General features: G+C 60.1%; 15 protein-coding genes. 14 read left to right on the forward strand and 1 reads right to left on the reverse strand.

Features of this window, described 5'->3' with window-relative positions; translation table 11 throughout:
* Positions 1-350 precede the first annotated feature (350 nt).
* The 4 genes from ACTJJ6_RS14875 to cra all read left to right on the forward strand — a co-directional run bounded on the left by ACTJJ6_RS14875 (position 351) and on the right by cra (position 5,911).
* Positions 351-2,159 (forward strand): AMP-dependent synthetase/ligase, encoded by a 1,809-nt coding sequence (locus ACTJJ6_RS14875; protein ID WP_440802697.1) that lies wholly within the window; start codon positions 351-353, stop codon positions 2,157-2,159.
* Positions 2,160-2,475: 316 nt separating this feature from the next.
* Positions 2,476-4,194, forward strand: a complete 1,719-nt coding sequence (ilvI, locus tag ACTJJ6_RS14880) for an acetolactate synthase 3 large subunit (protein ID WP_049300159.1) — start codon at positions 2,476-2,478, stop codon at positions 4,192-4,194.
* Between the two features lie 2 nt (positions 4,195-4,196).
* Positions 4,197-4,688 carry an acetolactate synthase small subunit gene (gene ilvN / locus ACTJJ6_RS14885; RefSeq protein WP_004932806.1) on the forward strand — a complete coding sequence of 164 codons (492 nt, stop codon included), beginning with the start codon at positions 4,197-4,199 and terminating at the stop codon, positions 4,686-4,688.
* A 218-nt stretch (positions 4,689-4,906) separates the two neighbouring features.
* On the forward strand, positions 4,907-5,911 hold the full coding sequence (gene cra / locus ACTJJ6_RS14890; protein WP_016929094.1) for a catabolite repressor/activator: 1,005 nt from the start codon (positions 4,907-4,909) through the stop codon (positions 5,909-5,911).
* Positions 5,912-5,950: 39 nt separating this feature from the next.
* Here cra and ACTJJ6_RS14895 read toward each other — a convergent pair whose 3' ends face one another.
* Positions 5,951-6,391, reverse strand: a complete 441-nt coding sequence (locus ACTJJ6_RS14895; RefSeq protein WP_004932798.1) for an L-alanine exporter AlaE — start codon at positions 6,389-6,391, stop codon at positions 5,951-5,953.
* An 861-nt stretch (positions 6,392-7,252) separates the two neighbouring features.
* Here ACTJJ6_RS14895 and mraZ point away from each other — a divergent pair.
* The 10 genes from mraZ to murG are packed head-to-tail and all read left to right on the forward strand — an operon-like array spanning position 7,253 to position 18,275.
* Positions 7,253-7,711, forward strand: a complete 459-nt coding sequence (gene mraZ / locus ACTJJ6_RS14900; protein ID WP_004932796.1) for a division/cell wall cluster transcriptional repressor MraZ — start codon at positions 7,253-7,255, stop codon at positions 7,709-7,711.
* Positions 7,712-7,713: 2 nt separating this feature from the next.
* Positions 7,714-8,655, forward strand: coding sequence for a 16S rRNA (cytosine(1402)-N(4))-methyltransferase RsmH (gene rsmH / locus ACTJJ6_RS14905; protein WP_016929092.1), 942 nt, complete (start codon positions 7,714-7,716; stop codon positions 8,653-8,655).
* Positions 8,652-8,972: a cell division protein FtsL gene (gene ftsL, locus ACTJJ6_RS14910; protein WP_015376645.1), complete on the forward strand. Its 321-nt coding sequence runs from the start codon at positions 8,652-8,654 to the stop codon at positions 8,970-8,972. The genes rsmH and ftsL overlap by 4 nt, the downstream gene beginning before the upstream one ends.
* Positions 8,973-9,014: 42 nt before the next feature.
* Entirely contained in the window at positions 9,015-10,778 is a 1,764-nt protein-coding gene (locus tag ACTJJ6_RS14915; protein ID WP_004932790.1) for a peptidoglycan glycosyltransferase FtsI, read from the forward strand.
* On the forward strand, positions 10,765-12,252 hold the full coding sequence (gene murE / locus ACTJJ6_RS14920) for a UDP-N-acetylmuramoyl-L-alanyl-D-glutamate--2,6-diaminopimelate ligase (protein ID WP_060444862.1): 1,488 nt from the start codon (positions 10,765-10,767) through the stop codon (positions 12,250-12,252). The genes ACTJJ6_RS14915 and murE overlap by 14 nt, the downstream gene beginning before the upstream one ends.
* On the forward strand, positions 12,249-13,610 hold the full coding sequence (gene murF, locus ACTJJ6_RS14925) for a UDP-N-acetylmuramoyl-tripeptide--D-alanyl-D-alanine ligase (RefSeq protein WP_028127855.1): 1,362 nt from the start codon (positions 12,249-12,251) through the stop codon (positions 13,608-13,610). The genes murE and murF overlap by 4 nt, the downstream gene beginning before the upstream one ends.
* Complete coding sequence (gene mraY / locus ACTJJ6_RS14930) at positions 13,604-14,686, forward strand: phospho-N-acetylmuramoyl-pentapeptide-transferase (protein WP_004932782.1); 1,083 nt, start codon at positions 13,604-13,606, stop codon at positions 14,684-14,686. Before murF ends, mraY begins: the two co-directional genes overlap by 7 nt.
* A 2-nt stretch (positions 14,687-14,688) precedes the next feature.
* Complete coding sequence (gene murD / locus ACTJJ6_RS14935) at positions 14,689-16,008, forward strand: UDP-N-acetylmuramoyl-L-alanine--D-glutamate ligase (RefSeq protein ID WP_049300163.1); 1,320 nt, start codon at positions 14,689-14,691, stop codon at positions 16,006-16,008.
* On the forward strand, positions 16,005-17,207 hold the full coding sequence (gene ftsW, locus ACTJJ6_RS14940) for a cell division protein FtsW (RefSeq protein ID WP_015376649.1): 1,203 nt from the start codon (positions 16,005-16,007) through the stop codon (positions 17,205-17,207). The genes murD and ftsW overlap by 4 nt, the downstream gene beginning before the upstream one ends.
* A 3-nt stretch (positions 17,208-17,210) precedes the next feature.
* Positions 17,211-18,275: an undecaprenyldiphospho-muramoylpentapeptide beta-N-acetylglucosaminyltransferase gene (gene murG / locus ACTJJ6_RS14945; RefSeq protein WP_440802690.1), complete on the forward strand. Its 1,065-nt coding sequence runs from the start codon at positions 17,211-17,213 to the stop codon at positions 18,273-18,275.
* Positions 18,276-18,298: the final 23 nt, after the last annotated feature.

Raw genomic sequence — 18,298 nt, forward strand, 5'->3', positions numbered from 1 at the left:
TAGAATAACTTATATTAGGGTAAATTTGTTCATTTAGCGAAAACAATTAATATAAATTAATATTCTGATTTTTACTTTCCAGTTGGGATTTTAAACTAACTCGATGTGGCGGCCCGAACGGGCCGCGTTTTATGGCCGCCATCAAACCTTTTCCTTCCCATTCTGTCCAACCCATGAAAGCGCGAAAGCCGGCTTGAGTTTTGGCTCACACTTCTACGCTGAAATCGCTTTTCCCCCTGCCTGAGAGTAGGTAGACTGCGCGGAAAAAAGTAAACACGTGTAAGCTGAGATGAGGGCCGCAAGGCGTCGTTCAGGCTTAACGGTATGATTCATTTCAGGCTTAGAGCACTATGATCACTAATCTGCTGCAATACCATTTGATCCATCGTATACAGCATCAAATCACCCACCGAGCCGATCGCACAGCATTTCGCCAATGGTCGCCCAACGGCGAGTTTCAACTGACCTGGGGAGCGGCGGCTGCCCGCATTGATCGCATTGCCGCCGGGCTGCTGGCGCTGGGCGCCGAAGTGCAAGAACGTATCGGTATCTTCGCCAATAACACGATGGCCTGGTCGTTGACCGATCTCGCGATCCTGCACCTGCGTGGCGTCAGCGTACCGCTCTATTCCACCAATACGCCGGCGCAGGCGGCCTTCGTCATCAATGACGCTGACATTCGCATCCTGTTCGTCGGCGAACAGGCGCAGTTGGACGCCGCCATCGCGCTGCGCGGCGTCTGTCCGCAACTGCGTCATATTATCGTGTTCGACGAGGATGCCGATCTGCGCGATTGCGAGATAGCCCAACACCTGAGCGCCTTCGAGCATGCCGTCGATCCGGCGGCTTTTATCGCTCAACGTCGGCAGCGCATTGAAGAGTGCGACCTGCAGGATCTCTTCACCCTGATCTATACCTCGGGCACCACCGGCGAGCCGAAAGGGGTGATGCTGGATTATCGCAACCTGGCGGCACAGCTCTACCTGCATGATGAGAGACTGACGGTCGGCGAAGAGGATGTGTCGCTCAGTTTCCTGCCGCTGTCGCACGTGTTCGAGCGTGCCTGGAGCTTCTTTGTCATGCATTCCGGCGCGCAGAACGTTTTCCTGCCGAACACCGACTGGGTTCGGGAAGCGATGGGGCAGGTGCGGCCGACGTTAATGTGCGCGGTGCCGCGTTTCTACGAGAAGATTTTCAGCGCGGTGCATGAAAAAGTGGCGCGTGCCCCTTGGCTGCGCCGCGCGCTGTTCCACTGGGCGATCGTCTGCGGGGAGCGCAAGTTCCTGCAAGAGCGGGCCGGCAAACCGTTGGGCAAACTGTTCGAATTCTCTCACCGCTGGGCCGACAAGCTGGTATTGAGCAAGCTGCGCGGTATCCTCGGCGGCCGGGTGCGCTTCCTGCCGGCGGCGGGCGCCAAGCTGGATGACAATGTGATCCTGTTTTTCCAGTCGATGGGCGTCAACATCAAGTACGGCTATGGCATGACCGAAACCTGTGCGACCGTGTCCTGCTGGGAAGAAGGGCATTTCCGCTTCGGCTCTATCGGCAAACCGCTGCCGGAGGTCGAGGTGCGCATCGGTGAAGAAAATGAAATCCAGGTGCGCGGGCCGATCGTGATGCGCGGCTATTTCAACAAACCGTTGGAAACCGCCGCGACCTTTACCGCAGACGGCTGGCTGAAAACCGGCGACGCCGGGGCGATCGATGAAGAGGGCAATCTGTTCATCACCGAGCGCCTTAAGGATTTGATGAAAACCTCTGGCGGCAAATACATCGCGCCGCAGATGCTGGAAGGCACGTTGGCGCAGGACCGCTTTATCGAGCAGGTGGCGATCATCGCCGATGCGCGCAAGTTCGTTTCCGCGCTGATCGTGCCGTGCTTTGAGTCGTTGGAAGAGTACGCGAAGTCAGTCAACCTGAAGTATCAGGATCGCCTGGAGCTGCTGCGCAACGGCGAGATCCTCGCGATGTTCGAAAAGCGCCTGCGCGAGATGCAAAAGGAGCTGGCGCGCTTCGAACAGGTGAAGAAGTTCACTCTGCTGCCGGCGGCTTTTTCCATGGAGTTGGGGGAGCTGACGCCAACCCTGAAGCTGCGCCGCAAAGTGATCCTGCAGCGCTATCAGCGCGAAATCGACTCGATGTACCGGGAACAGGCCTGACGCCGCCGCCGGGCCACGTGCCCGGCGAAAAAAGCGGCATATCCTTCACCTGATTTAGTTCTGTAATTTTCCTCCTGTTCGAAACAATGCCTAGCCCAACAACCCTGAGGCTAGCGCATTGTTTTTATAAAGCTGCGATCTCCAGCCGCTTGGCAATAACCCCGCCGCCGTTAAGCCATTTTGCCGTTTGCCTGCCCCATATTCTGACGTTATGTTAATTCGATAGCGACAACCCATAAAAATTTAGGGGCATTGCCCCGCAGCAGGCGCTACGTTCCGGCGCCAGAGAAGAATAAGCAAGCCTGGAGGCAAACCCATGGAGATGTTGTCAGGAGCCGAGATGGTCGTCCGATCGTTGATCGATCAGGGCGTTAAACATGTATTCGGCTACCCCGGCGGGGCGGTGCTCGATATCTACGACGCCCTGCATACGGTCGGAGGGATCGATCATATTCTGGTGCGCCACGAGCAAGGGGCTGTGCACATGGCCGACGGTTACGCGCGCGCCACCGGCGAAGTGGGCGTGGTGCTGGTGACCTCCGGCCCCGGCGCCACCAACGCCATTACCGGCATCGCCACCGCCTATATGGACTCGATACCGATGGTGGTGCTGTCGGGGCAGGTGCCCAGCTCGCTGATCGGCTACGACGCCTTCCAGGAGTGCGATATGGTGGGGATTTCTCGGCCGGTGGTGAAGCACAGCTTCCTGGTGAAACGTACCGAAGACATCCCGGCGGTGTTGAAGAAGGCCTTTTACCTGGCTTCCAGCGGCCGCCCCGGCCCGGTGGTGATCGATCTGCCGAAAGACATCGTCGGCCCGGCGGTGCGGATGCCTTATTCCTACCCGCAGGACGTGAGCATGCGTTCTTATAACCCGACGGTGCAGGGCCATCGTGGGCAAATCAAACGCGCGTTGCAAACCATCCTGGCGGCCAAGAAGCCGGTGATGTATGTCGGCGGCGGCGCGATCAACGCCGGTTGCGAAGCCGAACTGCTGGCGTTGGCGGAGCAGCTGAACCTGCCGGTGACCAGCAGCCTGATGGGACTGGGCGCTTTCCCCGGCACCCATCGCCAGAGTGTCGGCATGCTCGGCATGCACGGCACTTATGAAGCCAACAAAACCATGCACCATGCCGACGTGATCTTCGCCGTCGGCGTACGTTTCGACGATCGCACGACCAACAATCTGGCCAAATACTGCCCGGATGCCACCGTGCTGCATATCGATATCGATCCGACCTCGATCTCCAAAACGGTGGATGCCGATATTCCGATCGTCGGCGATGCCAAACAGGTGTTGGTGCAGATGCTGGAGCTGTTGGCGCAGGATGACAAGGCGCAGGATCACGATGCGTTGCGCGATTGGTGGCAGTCTATTGAACAGTGGCGCGCCCGCGACTGTTTGGGGTACGACAAAAACAGCGGCACCATCAAGCCGCAGGCGGTGATCGAAACCCTGCATCGCCTGACCAAAGGCGACGCCTATGTGACCTCCGACGTGGGGCAGCACCAGATGTTCGCCGCGCTCTATTACCCGTTCGACAAACCGCGCCGTTGGATCAACTCCGGCGGCCTCGGCACCATGGGCTTTGGCCTGCCGGCGGCATTGGGCGTCAAGCTGGCGCTGCCGGAGGAAACCGTGGTGTGCGTCACCGGCGACGGCAGCATCCAGATGAACATTCAGGAGCTGTCCACCGCGCTGCAATATAACCTGCCGGTGGTGGTGGTGAACCTCAACAACCGTTATCTGGGCATGGTCAAGCAGTGGCAGGACATGATTTATTCCGGCCGCCACTCGCAGTCTTACATGGATTCGCTGCCGGACTTTGTCAAGCTGGCCGAGGCTTACGGCCATGTCGGCATCGCCATCCGCACGCCGGATGAGCTGGAAAGCAAGCTGGCGCAGGCGCTGGCGGAAAAAGAGCGGCTGGTGTTCGTCGACGTGACCGTCGATGAAACCGAACATGTTTACCCGATGCAGATCCGCGGCGGAAGCATGGACGAAATGTGGCTTAGCAAAACGGAGAGGACCTGATCATGCGCCGTATTTTATCTGTCTTGCTGGAAAACGAATCCGGCGCCCTCTCGCGCGTGGTGGGGTTGTTCTCCCAGCGCGGTTACAACATCGAGAGCCTGACGGTGGCGCCGACCGACGATCCGACGCTGTCGCGCATGACTATCCAGACCGTCGGCGACGAGAAAGTGCTGGAGCAGATTGAGAAGCAGTTGCACAAGCTGGTGGACGTGCTGCGCGTTAGCGAGCTGGTGCAGGGCGCCCACGTCGAGCGCGAGATCATGCTGGTGAAGCTGCAGGCCAGCGGCTACGGCCGTGAAGAAGTGAAGCGCTGCGCCGACATTTTCCGCGGCCAGATCGTTGATGTGACGGCGACGCTGTATACGGTGCAGCTGGCCGGCACCAGCGATAAACTGGACGCCTTCCTGAGCGCGGTGCGTGAAGTGGCGGAGATCGTGGAAGTGGCGCGTTCCGGCGTGGTCGGCGTGTCGCGCGGCGACAAAATTATGCGCTGAGCGTGGTCTGGCGGCGAATAATTCGGGGCGCGGCGTGGCTGCGCCCTTTGTTTTTCGGTATTTTTTGCCCGATTGCTGGCACCTTTCGGCAAAAGCGGTTGCTAGGTAGTGTTTTCTGCTGTTAGATCGCAGAGGCTGGATTGAATAACCGTACGGGATGCCATGGTTAATCCGAGCACAGCCTTCACTTCTATTTTCAGCGTCATTAAGGGGTTAATGTGAAACTGGATGAAATCGCGCGTCTCGCGGGCGTTTCGCGCACGACGGCCAGTTATGTCATCAACGGCAAGGCGAAGCAGTATCGTGTCAGCGATAAAACCGTCGAGAAAGTGATGGCCGTGGTTAGGGAGCACAACTATCACCCGAATGCCGTCGCGGCAGGGCTGCGTGCCGGGCGCACCCGTTCTATCGGTCTGGTGATCCCGGATCTGGAAAATACCAGCTATACCCGTATCGCCAACTACCTGGAGCGTCAGGCGCGCCAGCGTGGTTATCAATTGCTGATCGCCTGTTCCGAAGATCAGCCGGACAACGAGATGCGCTGTATCGAGCATTTGCTGCAGCGTCAGGTGGACGCCATCATCGTTTCCACCGCCTTGCCGCCGGAGCACCCCTTCTATCAACGCTGGGCCAACGATCCGCTGCCGATCATCGCGCTGGACCGCGCGTTGGATCGCGAACATTTCATCAGCGTCGTCGGGGCCGACGAGGAAGATGCCTTTGCGCTGGCGCAGGAGCTGCGCACCTTCCCGGCTGAATCGGTGCTGTATCTGGGCGCCTTGCCGGAGCTTTCGGTCAGCTTCCTGCGTGAGCAGGGCTTCCGCCGGGCCTGGCAAGAGGATCCCCGCCACGTCGATTACCTGTATGCCAACAGCTATGAGCGTGAAGCCGCCGGCGCGCTGTTTGCCGAATGGCTGAAGACGCACCCGATGCCGCAGGCGCTGTTCACCACCTCGTTCTCGCTGTTGCAGGGAGTGATGGACGTGACGCTGAAGCAACGCGGCCGTTTGCCGACCGATCTGGCGATTGCCACCTTCGGCGACCATGAACTGTTGGATTTCCTGGAGTGCCCGGTGCTCGCGGTGGCGCAGCGCCATCGTGACGTGGCCGAACGCGTGCTGGAGTTGGTGTTGGCCAGTCTGGACGAACCGCGTAAACCCAAGCCTGGATTGACGCGTATTCGCCGCAATCTGTTCCGCCGCGGCAGCCTGAGCCGCAAGTAGTTTGCCTGGCAGGAGCCCCCGCGTTGGCGGGCTCCTGGTTTAGACGTAGTCCGCCACCCGGAACAGCCGCCGGCAGTATTCCAGGAAATAGCCATACACCACGCCCATCGCCATGGAGACCAGCGCATTGCTGGTTACCGCCGCCAGCATTTGTTGGCCGTCGGCGCCTACGCTCCATAGAATGGCGGCATAAACCGGCGACTGGAAGCTGACGTAGGCCAGCAGATCGGCGAGGTTGCGCAGCAGGAACTGGCCGCGCGGGCAGCGGCGCGCCGTGCGGATAAACAGATCGCGATAGCGGCCGTAAGGCCAGGCGATCAGGATGTTGACCGGGATCGACAGCAGGCGCGAAGAGAGGGATTGCTGGAAGCTCATGCCTGAGATCAACACTTCTATCGCCATGCCGGCGATAAAGCAGTACACCACCAGTGCGAACGTATCGGCAGCGGCGCTACGCCAGTGAGTCGCGGGCGAAAGCATGCGTCATCCTCTTTGGTTAAAATTCTGTTAAGTTATTAATTATTGGATGTTAAGGCTGGTTTTTTGCCTTTTTTATAGTGTACTAATCTGAATTGTCTTTTTTAACTAGGTTTATATTTTTATTTTTAACATTTGTTCGCTTTTTGTCCCGCAGAGCTGGGGCATAGGATGGGGTGGAGAGATTAAAATCGGCGTTTTTAAATAAATCGATTAAAAACATAAGGTTGCAATTTTTCGTTTTTGAAGGGGATTTTTCCGGCAAAAATTGTGGAAATAAAGGTGTAAGAAAATGAAACCATAATTGTAAACAGGTATTTTGGGAATAATCTTACCAAATTGATTTGAATCGAAATTACTTCTGCTCGTAATATCCGAGCCATTTATTTTTATCGCGCCCTCATCACGGCGGTGCAAATTGAAGTAAAATAGCGCCCGGCTTTACGGTGAATAACGATTGAGCGTTATTAACTCAAGGGGTTATGGCCTTATTCCGCGATCGGTTCGCCTGGCGCCGAGCCTTGGCGGGCGCGGCTCGCCAGCGGTTACAGCCCTGAGATTGCCGAGCTGAAAAATGAGACATGGCTTGCAGAAGGAAGTAATGAGTTAATTAATCGCCAGTTCGTCAGGTTTTTAATCAGATTCTTTCCGCTTAGAAAATTCTCTCCGTTTATCATGGTGTTAATTTTTAATCGTCGAATAATCAGAGTTTCTTTCGCGAGTCAGCTCCCAAAATGACCAGAGAAATATTGCCAAAGCGCTGGCGCTCTGGCTTGACAAGGTTTTCATACCCTCCGTAAACTCCATTGTGTGGGAATTTGTGGGGTAAAGTGGTGAAAACGGTCACTAAGGGGTAGCTCAGGAATGTTCCGTGGAGCGACGATGGTCAACCTCGACAGCAAAGGGCGGCTCGCCGTACCTACCCGATATCGGGAATTGCTCAACGAGGAATCGCAAGGCCAAATGGTCTGTACCATTGACCTCCATCAGCCCTGCCTGCTGCTTTATCCTTTGCCCGAATGGGAAATTATTGAACAAAAATTATCACGTCTGTCGAGCATGAATCCCGCCGAGCGCCGCGTTCAGCGCCTGCTGCTGGGGCATGCCAGTGAGTGTCAGATGGATAGTGCCGGTCGTTTGCTGTTAGCCAGTACGCTGCGGCAACACGCCGGGCTCACGAAAGAAGTGATGCTGGTCGGTCAGTTCAACAAGTTTGAACTGTGGGATGAACAGACCTGGTATCAACAAGTCAAGGATGATATTGACGCTGAACAGTCGACTCAGGAACCGTTGTCTGAGCGGCTACAGGACTTGTCGCTATAAGCATGTTGGAAAACTATAAACACACCACCGTCCTGCTGGACGAAGCCGTCAACGGCCTCAACATCCGCAGCAACGGCATATATATCGACGGTACTTTTGGTCGCGGTGGCCATTCTCGTCTGATTCTGTCCCAGCTGGGGCCGGAAGGGCGCTTGCTGGCGATTGACCGTGACCCTCAGGCGATTGCAGCCGCCAAATCTATTGAAGATCCTCGTTTTACCATCGTACACGGCCCATTTTCCGAGTTGTCGCACTATGTGCGGGAGCGCGACCTGGTGGGCAAGATCGACGGCGTTCTGCTCGATCTGGGCGTTTCCTCGCCGCAGCTTGACGACGCGGAGCGCGGATTCTCCTTTATGCGTGACGGTCCGCTGGACATGCGCATGGATCCGTCCACCGGCCTGTCCGCCGCCGAATGGCTGATGAAGGCCGAAGCGGACGATATCGCCTGGGTGCTGAAAACCTTTGGCGAAGAGCGTTTCGCCAAGCGCATCGCGCGCGCCATCGTGGAAAGAAACCGCGTGGAGCCGATGACGCGCACCAAAGAGCTGGCGGATCTGATCGCCGATGCCAGCCCGTTCCGTGAAAAGCACAAGCATCCGGCGACGCGCAGCTTCCAGGCGATCCGCATCTATATCAACAGCGAGCTGGAAGAGATCGAGCGTGCGCTCGACGGCGCGCTGGAAGTGCTGGCCCCGCAGGGCCGTTTGTCGATCATCAGCTTCCACTCGCTGGAAGACCGCATCGTCAAACGCTTTATGCGTCACCACAGTCGCGGCGCTCAGGTGCCGGCGGGCATTCCGTTGACCGAAGAGCAGCTGCGCGGCATGGGCGGCCGGACGCTGAAAGCGCTGGGCAAAATGATGCCGTCGGAAGCGGAAGTGGCGGACAACCCGCGTGCGCGCAGCTCGGTGCTGCGTATTGCTGAGAGGATGCCCGCGTGATCGGCAACGAACGTCACGGTTTGGTCGGGGTGATTGGCGGCGATCTGCTGCGCAATGCCAAGATCCCCCTGATTTTACTGATTGCGTCACTGGTTTCCGCGATTTTCGTGGTGACTACCGCGCACCGCACCCGCCTGCTGACCGCTGAGCGCGAACAGCTGGTTCTGGAGCGCGATGCGCTGGATATCGAGTGGCGCAACCTGATTTTAGAAGAGAACGCCCTCGGCGATCACAGCCGGGTTGAACGTATCGCGACAGAAAAACTGCAGATGCAACACGTTGATCCATCGCAGGAAAATATCATCGTTAAACAATGAATGGTTTAACCGGAATAATGACACGGAGTAGAAAGGAAACGCATGAAAGCAGCGCGCCCCGGTAAGTTGAGACGCCAGGAAGATCAGGCCAGCTTTGTCAGCTGGCGTTTTGCGTTGCTGTGCGGCTGCATTTTGCTGGCGATGGTTGGCCTGATGTTGCGCGTCGCGTACCTGCAGGTCATCAACCCCGATCGTCTGGTGAAAGAAGGCGACATGCGTTCGCTGCGCGTGCAGGAAGTGCCGACCGCGCGCGGCATGATCAGCGATCGCGCCGGCCGTCCATTGGCGGTCAGTGTGCCGGTGAATGCGGTGTGGGCCGATCCGAAAGAGCTGAACGAGCGCGGCGGCATCACGCTGGACAGCCGCTGGAAAGCGCTTTCCGATGCGCTGAACATCCCGCTGGACCAGCTTTCCAACCGCATCAACGCCAACCCGAAAGGGCGTTTCGTTTATCTGGCGCGCCAGGTTAACCCGGCGATCGGCGATTACATTCACAAACTCAAGCTGCCGGGGATCTACCTGCGGCAGGAGTCGCGCCGTTACTACCCGGCGGGGCAGGTGACGTCGCACATCATCGGCGTGACCAACATCGACGGGCAAGGTATCGAAGGCGTCGAGAAGAGCTTCGACCGCTGGCTGACCGGGCAACCGGGCGAGAGAACGGTGCGTAAGGACCGCTTCGGCCGGGTGATCGAAGATATCTCCTCCGTCGACAGTCAGGCGGCGCACAACCTGGTACTGAGCGTCGATGAGCGCCTGCAGGCGCTGGTGTATCGCGAGCTGAACAACGCGGTGGCGTTCAACAAGGCCGAATCGGGCACTGCGGTGCTGATCGACGTGAACACCGGCGAAGTGCTGGCGATGGCCAACAGCCCGTCTTACAACCCGAACAACATGGCCGGTACGCCGAAAGAAACCATGCGTAACCGCGCCATCACCGATATTTTTGAACCCGGTTCAACCGTGAAGCCGATGGTGGTGATGACCGCGCTGCAAAACGGCGTGGTGAGAGAAAACAGCGTGCTGAACACCATCCCGTACCGCATTCAGGGCCACGAGATCAAAGACGTGGCGCGGTACTCGGAGCTGTCATTGACCGGGATCTTGCAGAAGTCGAGTAACGTCGGTGTTTCAAAGCTGGCGTTAGCGATGCCGTCCTCAGCGTTAGTAGATACTTACTCTCGTTTTGGGCTGGGAAAAGCGACCAATTTGGGGCTGGTCGGAGAAAGCAGTGGCATATACCCAAAAAAACAACGGTGGTCTGACATAGAGAGGGCCACCTTCTCTTTCGGCTACGGGCTGATGGTAACTCCGTTACAGTTGGCGCGAGTCTATGCAACGATCGGCAGCCTGGGCGTGTATCGCCCATTGTCGATCACCAAGGTTGACCCTCCGGTCGCCGGCGAACGCGTTTTCCCTGAACCTCTGGTGCGCACCGTGGTGCACATGATGGAAAGCGTGGCCTTGCCGGGCGGTGGCGGCGTGAAAGCCGCCATCAAGGGATACCGTATCGCCATCAAAACCGGTACCGCGAAAAAAGTGGGCCCGGACGGCAAATACGTCAACCGATACATCGCTTATACCGCCGGCGTCGCGCCGGCAAGTAACCCCCGTTTTGCCCTGGTGGTCGTCATCAACGACCCGCAGGGTGGGAAATACTATGGTGGCGCAATCTCCGCGCCGGTGTTCGGCGCCATCATGGGCGGCGTATTGCGCACCATGAACGTCGAGCCTGACGCGTTGCCCACCGGTGACAAAAGCGAATTAGTGATTAACAAGAAAGAGGGTTCAGGTGGCAGATCGTAATTTGCGCGACTTACTCGCCCCGTGGGTGCCGACGGCACCCGGGCGCGCGCTGCGGGAAATGACATTAGACAGCCGCGTGGCGGCTGCCGGGGATCTGTTTGTCGCCGTGGTCGGCCATCAAACGGATGGACGCCGCTATATTCCGCAGGCCATCGCGCAGGGCGTCGCCGCTGTGATCGCCGAGGCTGACGGTCAGGCCGAAGACGGCGCCATCGTTGAGATGCACGGCGTGCCGGTGATCTACCTGAGCCAACTGAACCAGCGCCTTTCCGCGCTGGCCGGGCGTTTTTACCATCAGCCGGGCGAGCGTCTGCGCCTGGTCGGGGTGACCGGCACCAACGGCAAAACCACCACCACGCAACTGCTGGCGCAGTGGAGCCAACTGCTGGGCGAAACCAGCGCGGTAATGGGCACCGTCGGCAACGGCCTGCTGGGCCAGGTGTGTCCGACGGAGAATACCACCGGTTCTGCGGTGGATGTTCAACACGTATTAAACGAGTTGGCGGAACAGGGCGCGACCTTCGCCGCGATGGAAGTCTCATCCCACGGTCTGGTGCAACACCGGGTGGCGGCGCTGCCGTTCGCTGCGGCGGTTTTCACCAACCTGAGCCGCGATCACCTGGATTATCACGGTGACATGGCCAATTACGAAGCGGCCAAATGGTCGCTGTTCGCCGCCCACAACGTGGGGCAGGCGATCATCAATGCCGACGATGAAGTCGGCCAGCGCTGGCTGAGCAAGCTGCCGGATGCGGTAGCGGTGACGATGCAGGACAACCTGCAGCCTGGCTGCCACGGCCGCTGGCTGAAAACCACGGCGGTCGACTATCACGACAACGGCGCCACGGTTCGTTTCAGTTCCAGCTGGGGCGACGGCGAGATCGAAAGCCGCCTGATGGGCGCTTTCAACGTCAGCAACCTGCTGTTGGCCTTGGCAACGCTGCTGTCGTTGGGCTACCCGCTGGAGGCGCTGGTGGAAACCGGCAGCCGTCTGCAGCCGGTCTGCGGCCGCATGGAAGTGTTTAACGCGCCGGGCAAACCGACGGTGGTGGTGGATTACGCCCACACGCCGGATGCGCTGGAGAAAGCGCTGGAAGCTGCGCGCCTGCACTGCCAGGGGCAGCTGTGGTGCGTGTTCGGCTGCGGCGGCGATCGCGACAAGGGCAAACGTCCGCTGATGGGCGGCATCGCCGAGCAGTTCGCCGATCGCGTGGTGATCACCGATGACAACCCGCGGACCGAAGAGCCGCGCGCGATTATCAACGACATCCTGACCGGATTGCTGGACGCCGGGCAGGCGCTGGTGATCCACGGCCGCGCCGAAGCGGTGACCAGCGCCATCATGCAGGCGCAGGAGCAGGATGTGGTGTTGGTGGCGGGCAAAGGCCACGAAGATTATCAGCTGGTGGGCAACCGCCGTCTGGATTATTCCGACCGCACGACGGTCGCACGGCTGCTGGGGGTGCTGGCATGATCCCTGTCTCTCTTCAGACACTGGCTGAGGTATTGAGCGCTGAACTGATCGGCGCCGATTGCCAAATTGTCGAGGTGACGACAGACACCCGCAAGGTGACCGCCGGTTGCCTGTTTGTAGCGCTGAAAGGCGAGCGTTTCGACGCTCACGACTTCGCGGCGGATGCCGTAGCCGCAGGCGCCGGGGCGTTGCTGGTCAGTAAGCGCTTATTGGTGGACGCGCCGCAGCTGGTGGTGAAAGACACCCGTCTGGCGCTGGGGCAGCTTGGCGCCTGGGTGCGTCAACAGGTGCCTGCGCGCGTGGTGGCGCTGACCGGCTCCTCGGGCAAGACATCGGTGAAAGAAATGACCGCTGCCATTCTGCGTGAATGCGGCGAAGTGCTGTATACCGCCGGCAACTTCAATAACGACATCGGCGTGCCGCTGACGCTGTTGCGTCTGGAGCCGCAGCATGACTTTGCCGTGATAGAGCTGGGCGCTAATCACATTGGCGAAATTGCTTACACCACCGCATTGACGCGTCCGCAGACCGCTTTGGTGAACAACCTGGCGGCAGCGCACCTGGAAGGCTTCGGCTCGCTGGCCGGCGTCGCCCAGGCGAAAGGTGAAATCTTTACCGGCCTGCCGGCCGACGGCGTGGCGATCATCAACGCCGATAACAACGACTGGCCGCACTGGCAGAGCATGCTGGGCGGCAAAACCGTCTGGCGCTTCTCGCCGCAGGCCGCCGAAGGCGTGGACTTCTTCGCGGACGACGTGCGGGTGAACGGCGCAGGCACGCAGTTTACGTTACACAGCCCGTTCGGCACCGCCGAGATCGCGCTGCCGCTGCCGGGGCGCCACAACGTGGCCAACGCGCTGGCGGCCACGGCGCTGGCGATGTCGGTGGGCGCCACCCTTGAAGCGGTGCGTCAGGGGTTGAAGCAATTGCAGGCGGTGCCGGGGCGTTTGTTCCCGGTGGCGCTGGCCGAAGACAAGCTGCTGCTGGATGACAGCTATAACGCCAACGTCGGGTCGATGACCGCGGCGGCGCAGGTGCTGGCGGAAATGCCGGGCTATCGCGTGATGGTGGTCGGCGATATGGCCGAGCTGGGCGCAGAAGCGGAAGAGTGCCACCGTCAGGTGGGTGAAGCCGCCCGTCTGGCCGGGGTCGACAAAGTGATCAGCGTCGGCGGGTTGAGCCGCGTGCTGAGCGAAGCCTCCGGCAATGGCGAACATTATCAGGACAAGACAGCAGTGATCGCGCGCGTGGCGGAATTACTGTCGGAACATGCGGTCATCACCGTGTTAATCAAAGGTTCACGTAGTGCCGCAATGGAGCAGGTAGTACGCGCGTTACAGGAGAAAGCACCATGTTAGTTTGGCTGGCCGAGCATTTGGTCAAGTATTACTCAGGCTTCAACGTCTTTTCTTATCTGACGTTCCGAGCCATTGTCAGCCTGCTGACCGCGCTGTTCCTGTCGCTGTGGATGGGCCCGCGGGTGATCAAGCGTCTGCAAGAAATGTCCTTCGGGCAGGTGGTGCGCAACGACGGCCCCGAGTCGCACTTCAGCAAGCGCGGCACGCCGACCATGGGCGGTATCATGATCCTGACCTCCATCACCATTTCGGTGCTGATGTGGGCCTACCCGTCCAACCCGTATGTCTGGTGCGTGCTGTTTGTGCTGGTGGGTTACGGCATCGTCGGTTTCGTCGACGACTACCGCAAGGTGGTGCGTAAGGACACCAAAGGGCTGATCGCCCGCTGGAAGTATTTCTGGCAGTCGGTGATTGCGCTGATTGTCGCATTCGCCATGTACGCCGTAGGAAAAGACACGCCAGCCACCGAGCTGGTTGTGCCGTTCTTTAAGGACGTGATGCCGCAGCTGGGCTTGCTGTACATCCTGCTGGCCTATTTCGTCATCGTCGGCACCAGCAACGCGGTCAACCTGACCGATGGCCTGGACGGCCTGGCGATTATGCCGACGGTATTCGTGGCGGCCGGTTTCGCGCTGGTGGCCTGGGCGACCGGTAACATGAACTTCGCCAACTACCTGCATATTCCGTATCTGCGTCATGCCGGTGAGTTGGTGATCGTCTGCACCGCCATCGTCGGCGCCGGCCTCGGGTTCCTGTGGTTCAACACCTACCCGGCGCAGGTATTTATGGGCGACGTCGGTTCGCTGGCGCTGGGCGGCGCGCTGGGCACCATCGCGGTGCTGCTGCGTCAGGAGTTCTTGTTGGTGATCATGGGCGGCGTATTCGTGGTAGAGACGCTGTCGGTGATCCTGCAGGTGGGGTCGTTCAAGCTGCGCGGACAACGCATTTTCCGCATGGCGCCGATTCACCACCACTATGAATTGAAAGGCTGGCCGGAACCGCGCGTGATCGTGCGCTTCTGGATCATTTCGCTGATGCTGGTGCTGATTGGCCTGGCAACGCTGAAGGTGCGTTAATCATGGCAGACTATCAGGGTAGAAAAGTCGTCATCATCGGGTTGGGCCTCACCGGCCTGTCCTGTGTCGATTTCTTCATGGCGCGCGGCGTTACGCCGCGCGTGATGGATACCCGTATCGCGCCGCCAGGGTTGGACAAACTGCCTGAAAGCGTGGAGCGCCATCTGGGTGATTTGAATCAGGACTGGCTGCTGGCGGCGGATCTGATCGTCGCCAGCCCGGGCGTCGCGCTGGCGACCCCGGCATTGAGCGCCGCGGCTGACGCCGGCGTGGAAATCGTCGGCGATGTCGAGCTGTTCTGCCGCGAGGCGCAGGCGCCGATCGTGGCGATCACCGGCTCCAACGGCAAAAGCACCGTCACCACCCTGGTGGGCGAGATGGCGAAAGCCGCCGGTTGGGCGGTGGGCGTGGGCGGCAATATCGGCCTGCCGGCGCTGAGCCTGCTGCGCCAGGAATGCCGGCTGTACGTGCTGGAGCTGTCCAGCTTCCAGCTGGAAACGACGCATAGCCTGCGGGCGGCGGCGGCGACCATCCTGAACGTGACCGAAGACCATATGGATCGCTATCCGTTCGGCCTGCAGCAGTATCGCGGCGCCAAGCTGCGCGTGTATGAAAACGCCGCCGTGTGCGTGGTGAACGCGGACGATGCGCTGACCATGCCGGTGCGCGGCGCCGACGAGCGCTGCGTCAGCTTCGGTGCGGACGTGGGCGACTATCACCTGAACCGTCAGCAGGGGGAAACCTGGCTGCGGGTGCGCGGTGACAAGGTGCTGAATACGCGCGAGATGAAACTGACCGGCCGCCACAACTACACCAACGCCCTGGCGGCGCTGGCGTTGGCGGATGCGGTCAATATCCCGCGCGCGTCCAGCCTGAAGGCGCTGACCACCTTCACCGGCCTGGCGCACCGCTTCCAGCTGGCCTGGGAGAACAACGGCGTGCGTTGGATCAACGATTCCAAAGCCACCAACGTCGGCAGCACCGAAGCGGCGCTGAACGGCCTGCAGGTGGACGGCACGCTGCATCTGCTGCTGGGCGGCGACGGCAAGTCCGCCGATTTCTCGCCGCTGGCGCGCTATCTGCAGGGCGACAACGTGCGTCTGTATTGCTTTGGCCGCGACGGCGCCCAGCTGGCGCAGCTGCGGCCGGAAGTGGCGACGCTGACCGAGACCATGGAGCAGGCGATGCGCACCATCGCCGGCCGCGTACAGCCCGGCGATATGGTGTTGTTGTCGCCGGCCTGCGCCAGTCTCGATCAGTTCCGTAATTTTGAAGTGCGCGGCGATGAGTTCGCCCGCCTGGCGCAGGAGCTTGGCGGATGAAACTACGCTTGCCGAACTTCGGGCTGACAGAACGGCTGAAAGACTGGGTGACCGGCGCGCGCGACAACGACGCGGTCAACATGGTGCTGTACGATCGCACCCTGCTGTGGCTGACCTTCGGGTTGGCGATCATCGGCTTCGTGATGGTGACTTCGGCGTCGATGCCGATCGGCCAACGCCTGGCGGACGATCCGTTCCTGTTCGCCAAACGTGATGCGTTGTACCTCGGCCTGGCGTTCGGTCTGTCGCTGGTGACGCTGCGCATCCCAATGGAAGTTTGGCAGCGCTACAGCAACGTAATGCTGCTGATGTCGATCGTGATGCTGCTGATCGTCCTGGTGGTGGGGAGCTCGGTAAACGGGGCCTCGCGTTGGATCGCGCTCGGCCCGCTGCGTATTCAGCCCGCAGAGCTGTCCAAGCTGTCGCTGTTCTGCTACCTGGCGAGCTATCTGGTGCGCAAGGTGGAAGAGGTGCGCAGCAACTTCTGGGGCTTCTGTAAGCCGATGGGCGTGATGGTGGTGCTGGCGGTGCTGCTGCTGGCGCAGCCGGACCTCGGTACCGTGGTGGTGCTGTTCATCACCACGCTGGCGATGCTGTTCCTGGCCGGCGCGAAAATGTGGCAGTTCCTGGCGATCATCGGCTCCGGCGTGTTCGCCGTGGTGCTGCTGATTATCGCGGAACCGTACCGTATGCGCCGCGTGACCTCGTTCTGGAACCCGTGGGCCGACCCGTTCGGCAGCGGCTACCAATTGACCCAGTCGCTGATGGCATTCGGCCGCGGTGAGTTCTGGGGGCAGGGGCTCGGCAACTCGGTGCAGAAACTGGAGTATTTGCCGGAAGCGCATACCGACTTCATCTTCTCCATTTTGGGTGAAGAACTGGGCTATATCGGTGTGGTTTTAGCCCTGTTAATGGTATTCTTCGTCGCTTTTCGCGCGATGTCCATCGGGCGCCGCGCGCTGGAGATCGACCAACGCTTCTCCGGCTTCCTGGCCTGCGCGATCGGCGTGTGGTTCAGCTTCCAGGCGCTGGTTAACGTCGGCGCCGCCGCGGGCATGCTGCCGACCAAAGGTCTGACGCTGCCGCTGATCAGTTACGGCGGCTCGAGCTTGCTGATTATGTCGACGGCGATCGTGCTGTTGCTGCGAATTGATTATGAAACGCGCCTGACCAAGGCTCAGGCGTTTGTGAAGAGGTAAGGGATGAGCGGGAAACCTAAGCGTTTAATGGTGATGGCAGGCGGTACCGGCGGGCACGTGTTCCCGGGGCTGGCGGTCGCGCATCATCTGATGGCGCAGGGCTGGCAGGTGCGCTGGCTCGGAACCGCAGACCGAATGGAAGCCGATTTGGTGCCGAAGCACGGGATCGAGATTGATTTTATCCGCATCTCCGGCCTGCGCGGCAAGGGCCTGAAGGCCCAGTTGACGGCGCCGCTGCGGATCTGGCAGGCGGTGCGGCAGGCGAAAGCCATTATGCGCAGCTATCAGCCGGATGTGGTGCTGGGGATGGGCGGTTACGTTTCCGGCCCCGGCGGCCTGGCGGCCTGGCAGTGCGGCATCCCGGTGGTGCTGCACGAGCAGAATGGCATCGCCGGTTTGACCAACCGCTGGCTGGCGCGCATCGCCGCCAAAGTGATGCAGGCCTTCCCCGGCGCGTTCCCGAACGCCGAGGTGGTGGGCAACCCGGTGCGTACCGACGTGTTGGCGCTGCCACTGCCGGCGGAGCGGTTGCAAGGGCGCGAAGGCCCGATCCGTGTGTTGGTGATTGGCGGAAGTCAGGGCGCGCGCGTGCTGAATCAGACAGTTCCTGAAGTCGCGGCGCGTTTGGGCGATAGAATGACGCTCTGGCATCAGGTTGGCAAGGGCGCGCTGGAAACGGTGCTGCGCGACTACGAGAGGGTAGGGCAGACGCAGTACAAGGTGACCGAGTTCATCGACGACATGGCAGCCGCCTATGCCTGGGCCGACGTGGTGGTCTGCCGCTCCGGCGCGTTGACCGTCAGCGAAATCGCGGCGGCGGGGCTGCCGGCGATCTTCGTGCCGTTCATGCACAAGGATCGTCAACAGTACTGGAACGCACGTCCGCTGGAAGAAGCCGGCGCGGCGAAGATTATCGAACAGCCGCAGTTCAACGCCGATGTGGTGGCCGAGCTGCTGGCGAGCTGGGATCGCAAGACGCTGCTGGCCATGGCCGAGAAAGCGCGCGCGGTCGCCATTCCGGACGCCACCGAGCGCGTGGCGGCGGAGCTGGTGCGGCTCGCCAGGTAACGAGTGCAGGGGTTCGGCGCGCC

Source organism: Serratia sp. 22278 (assembly GCF_052045405.1).
GTDB lineage: Bacteria > Pseudomonadota > Gammaproteobacteria > Enterobacterales > Enterobacteriaceae > Serratia > Serratia marcescens.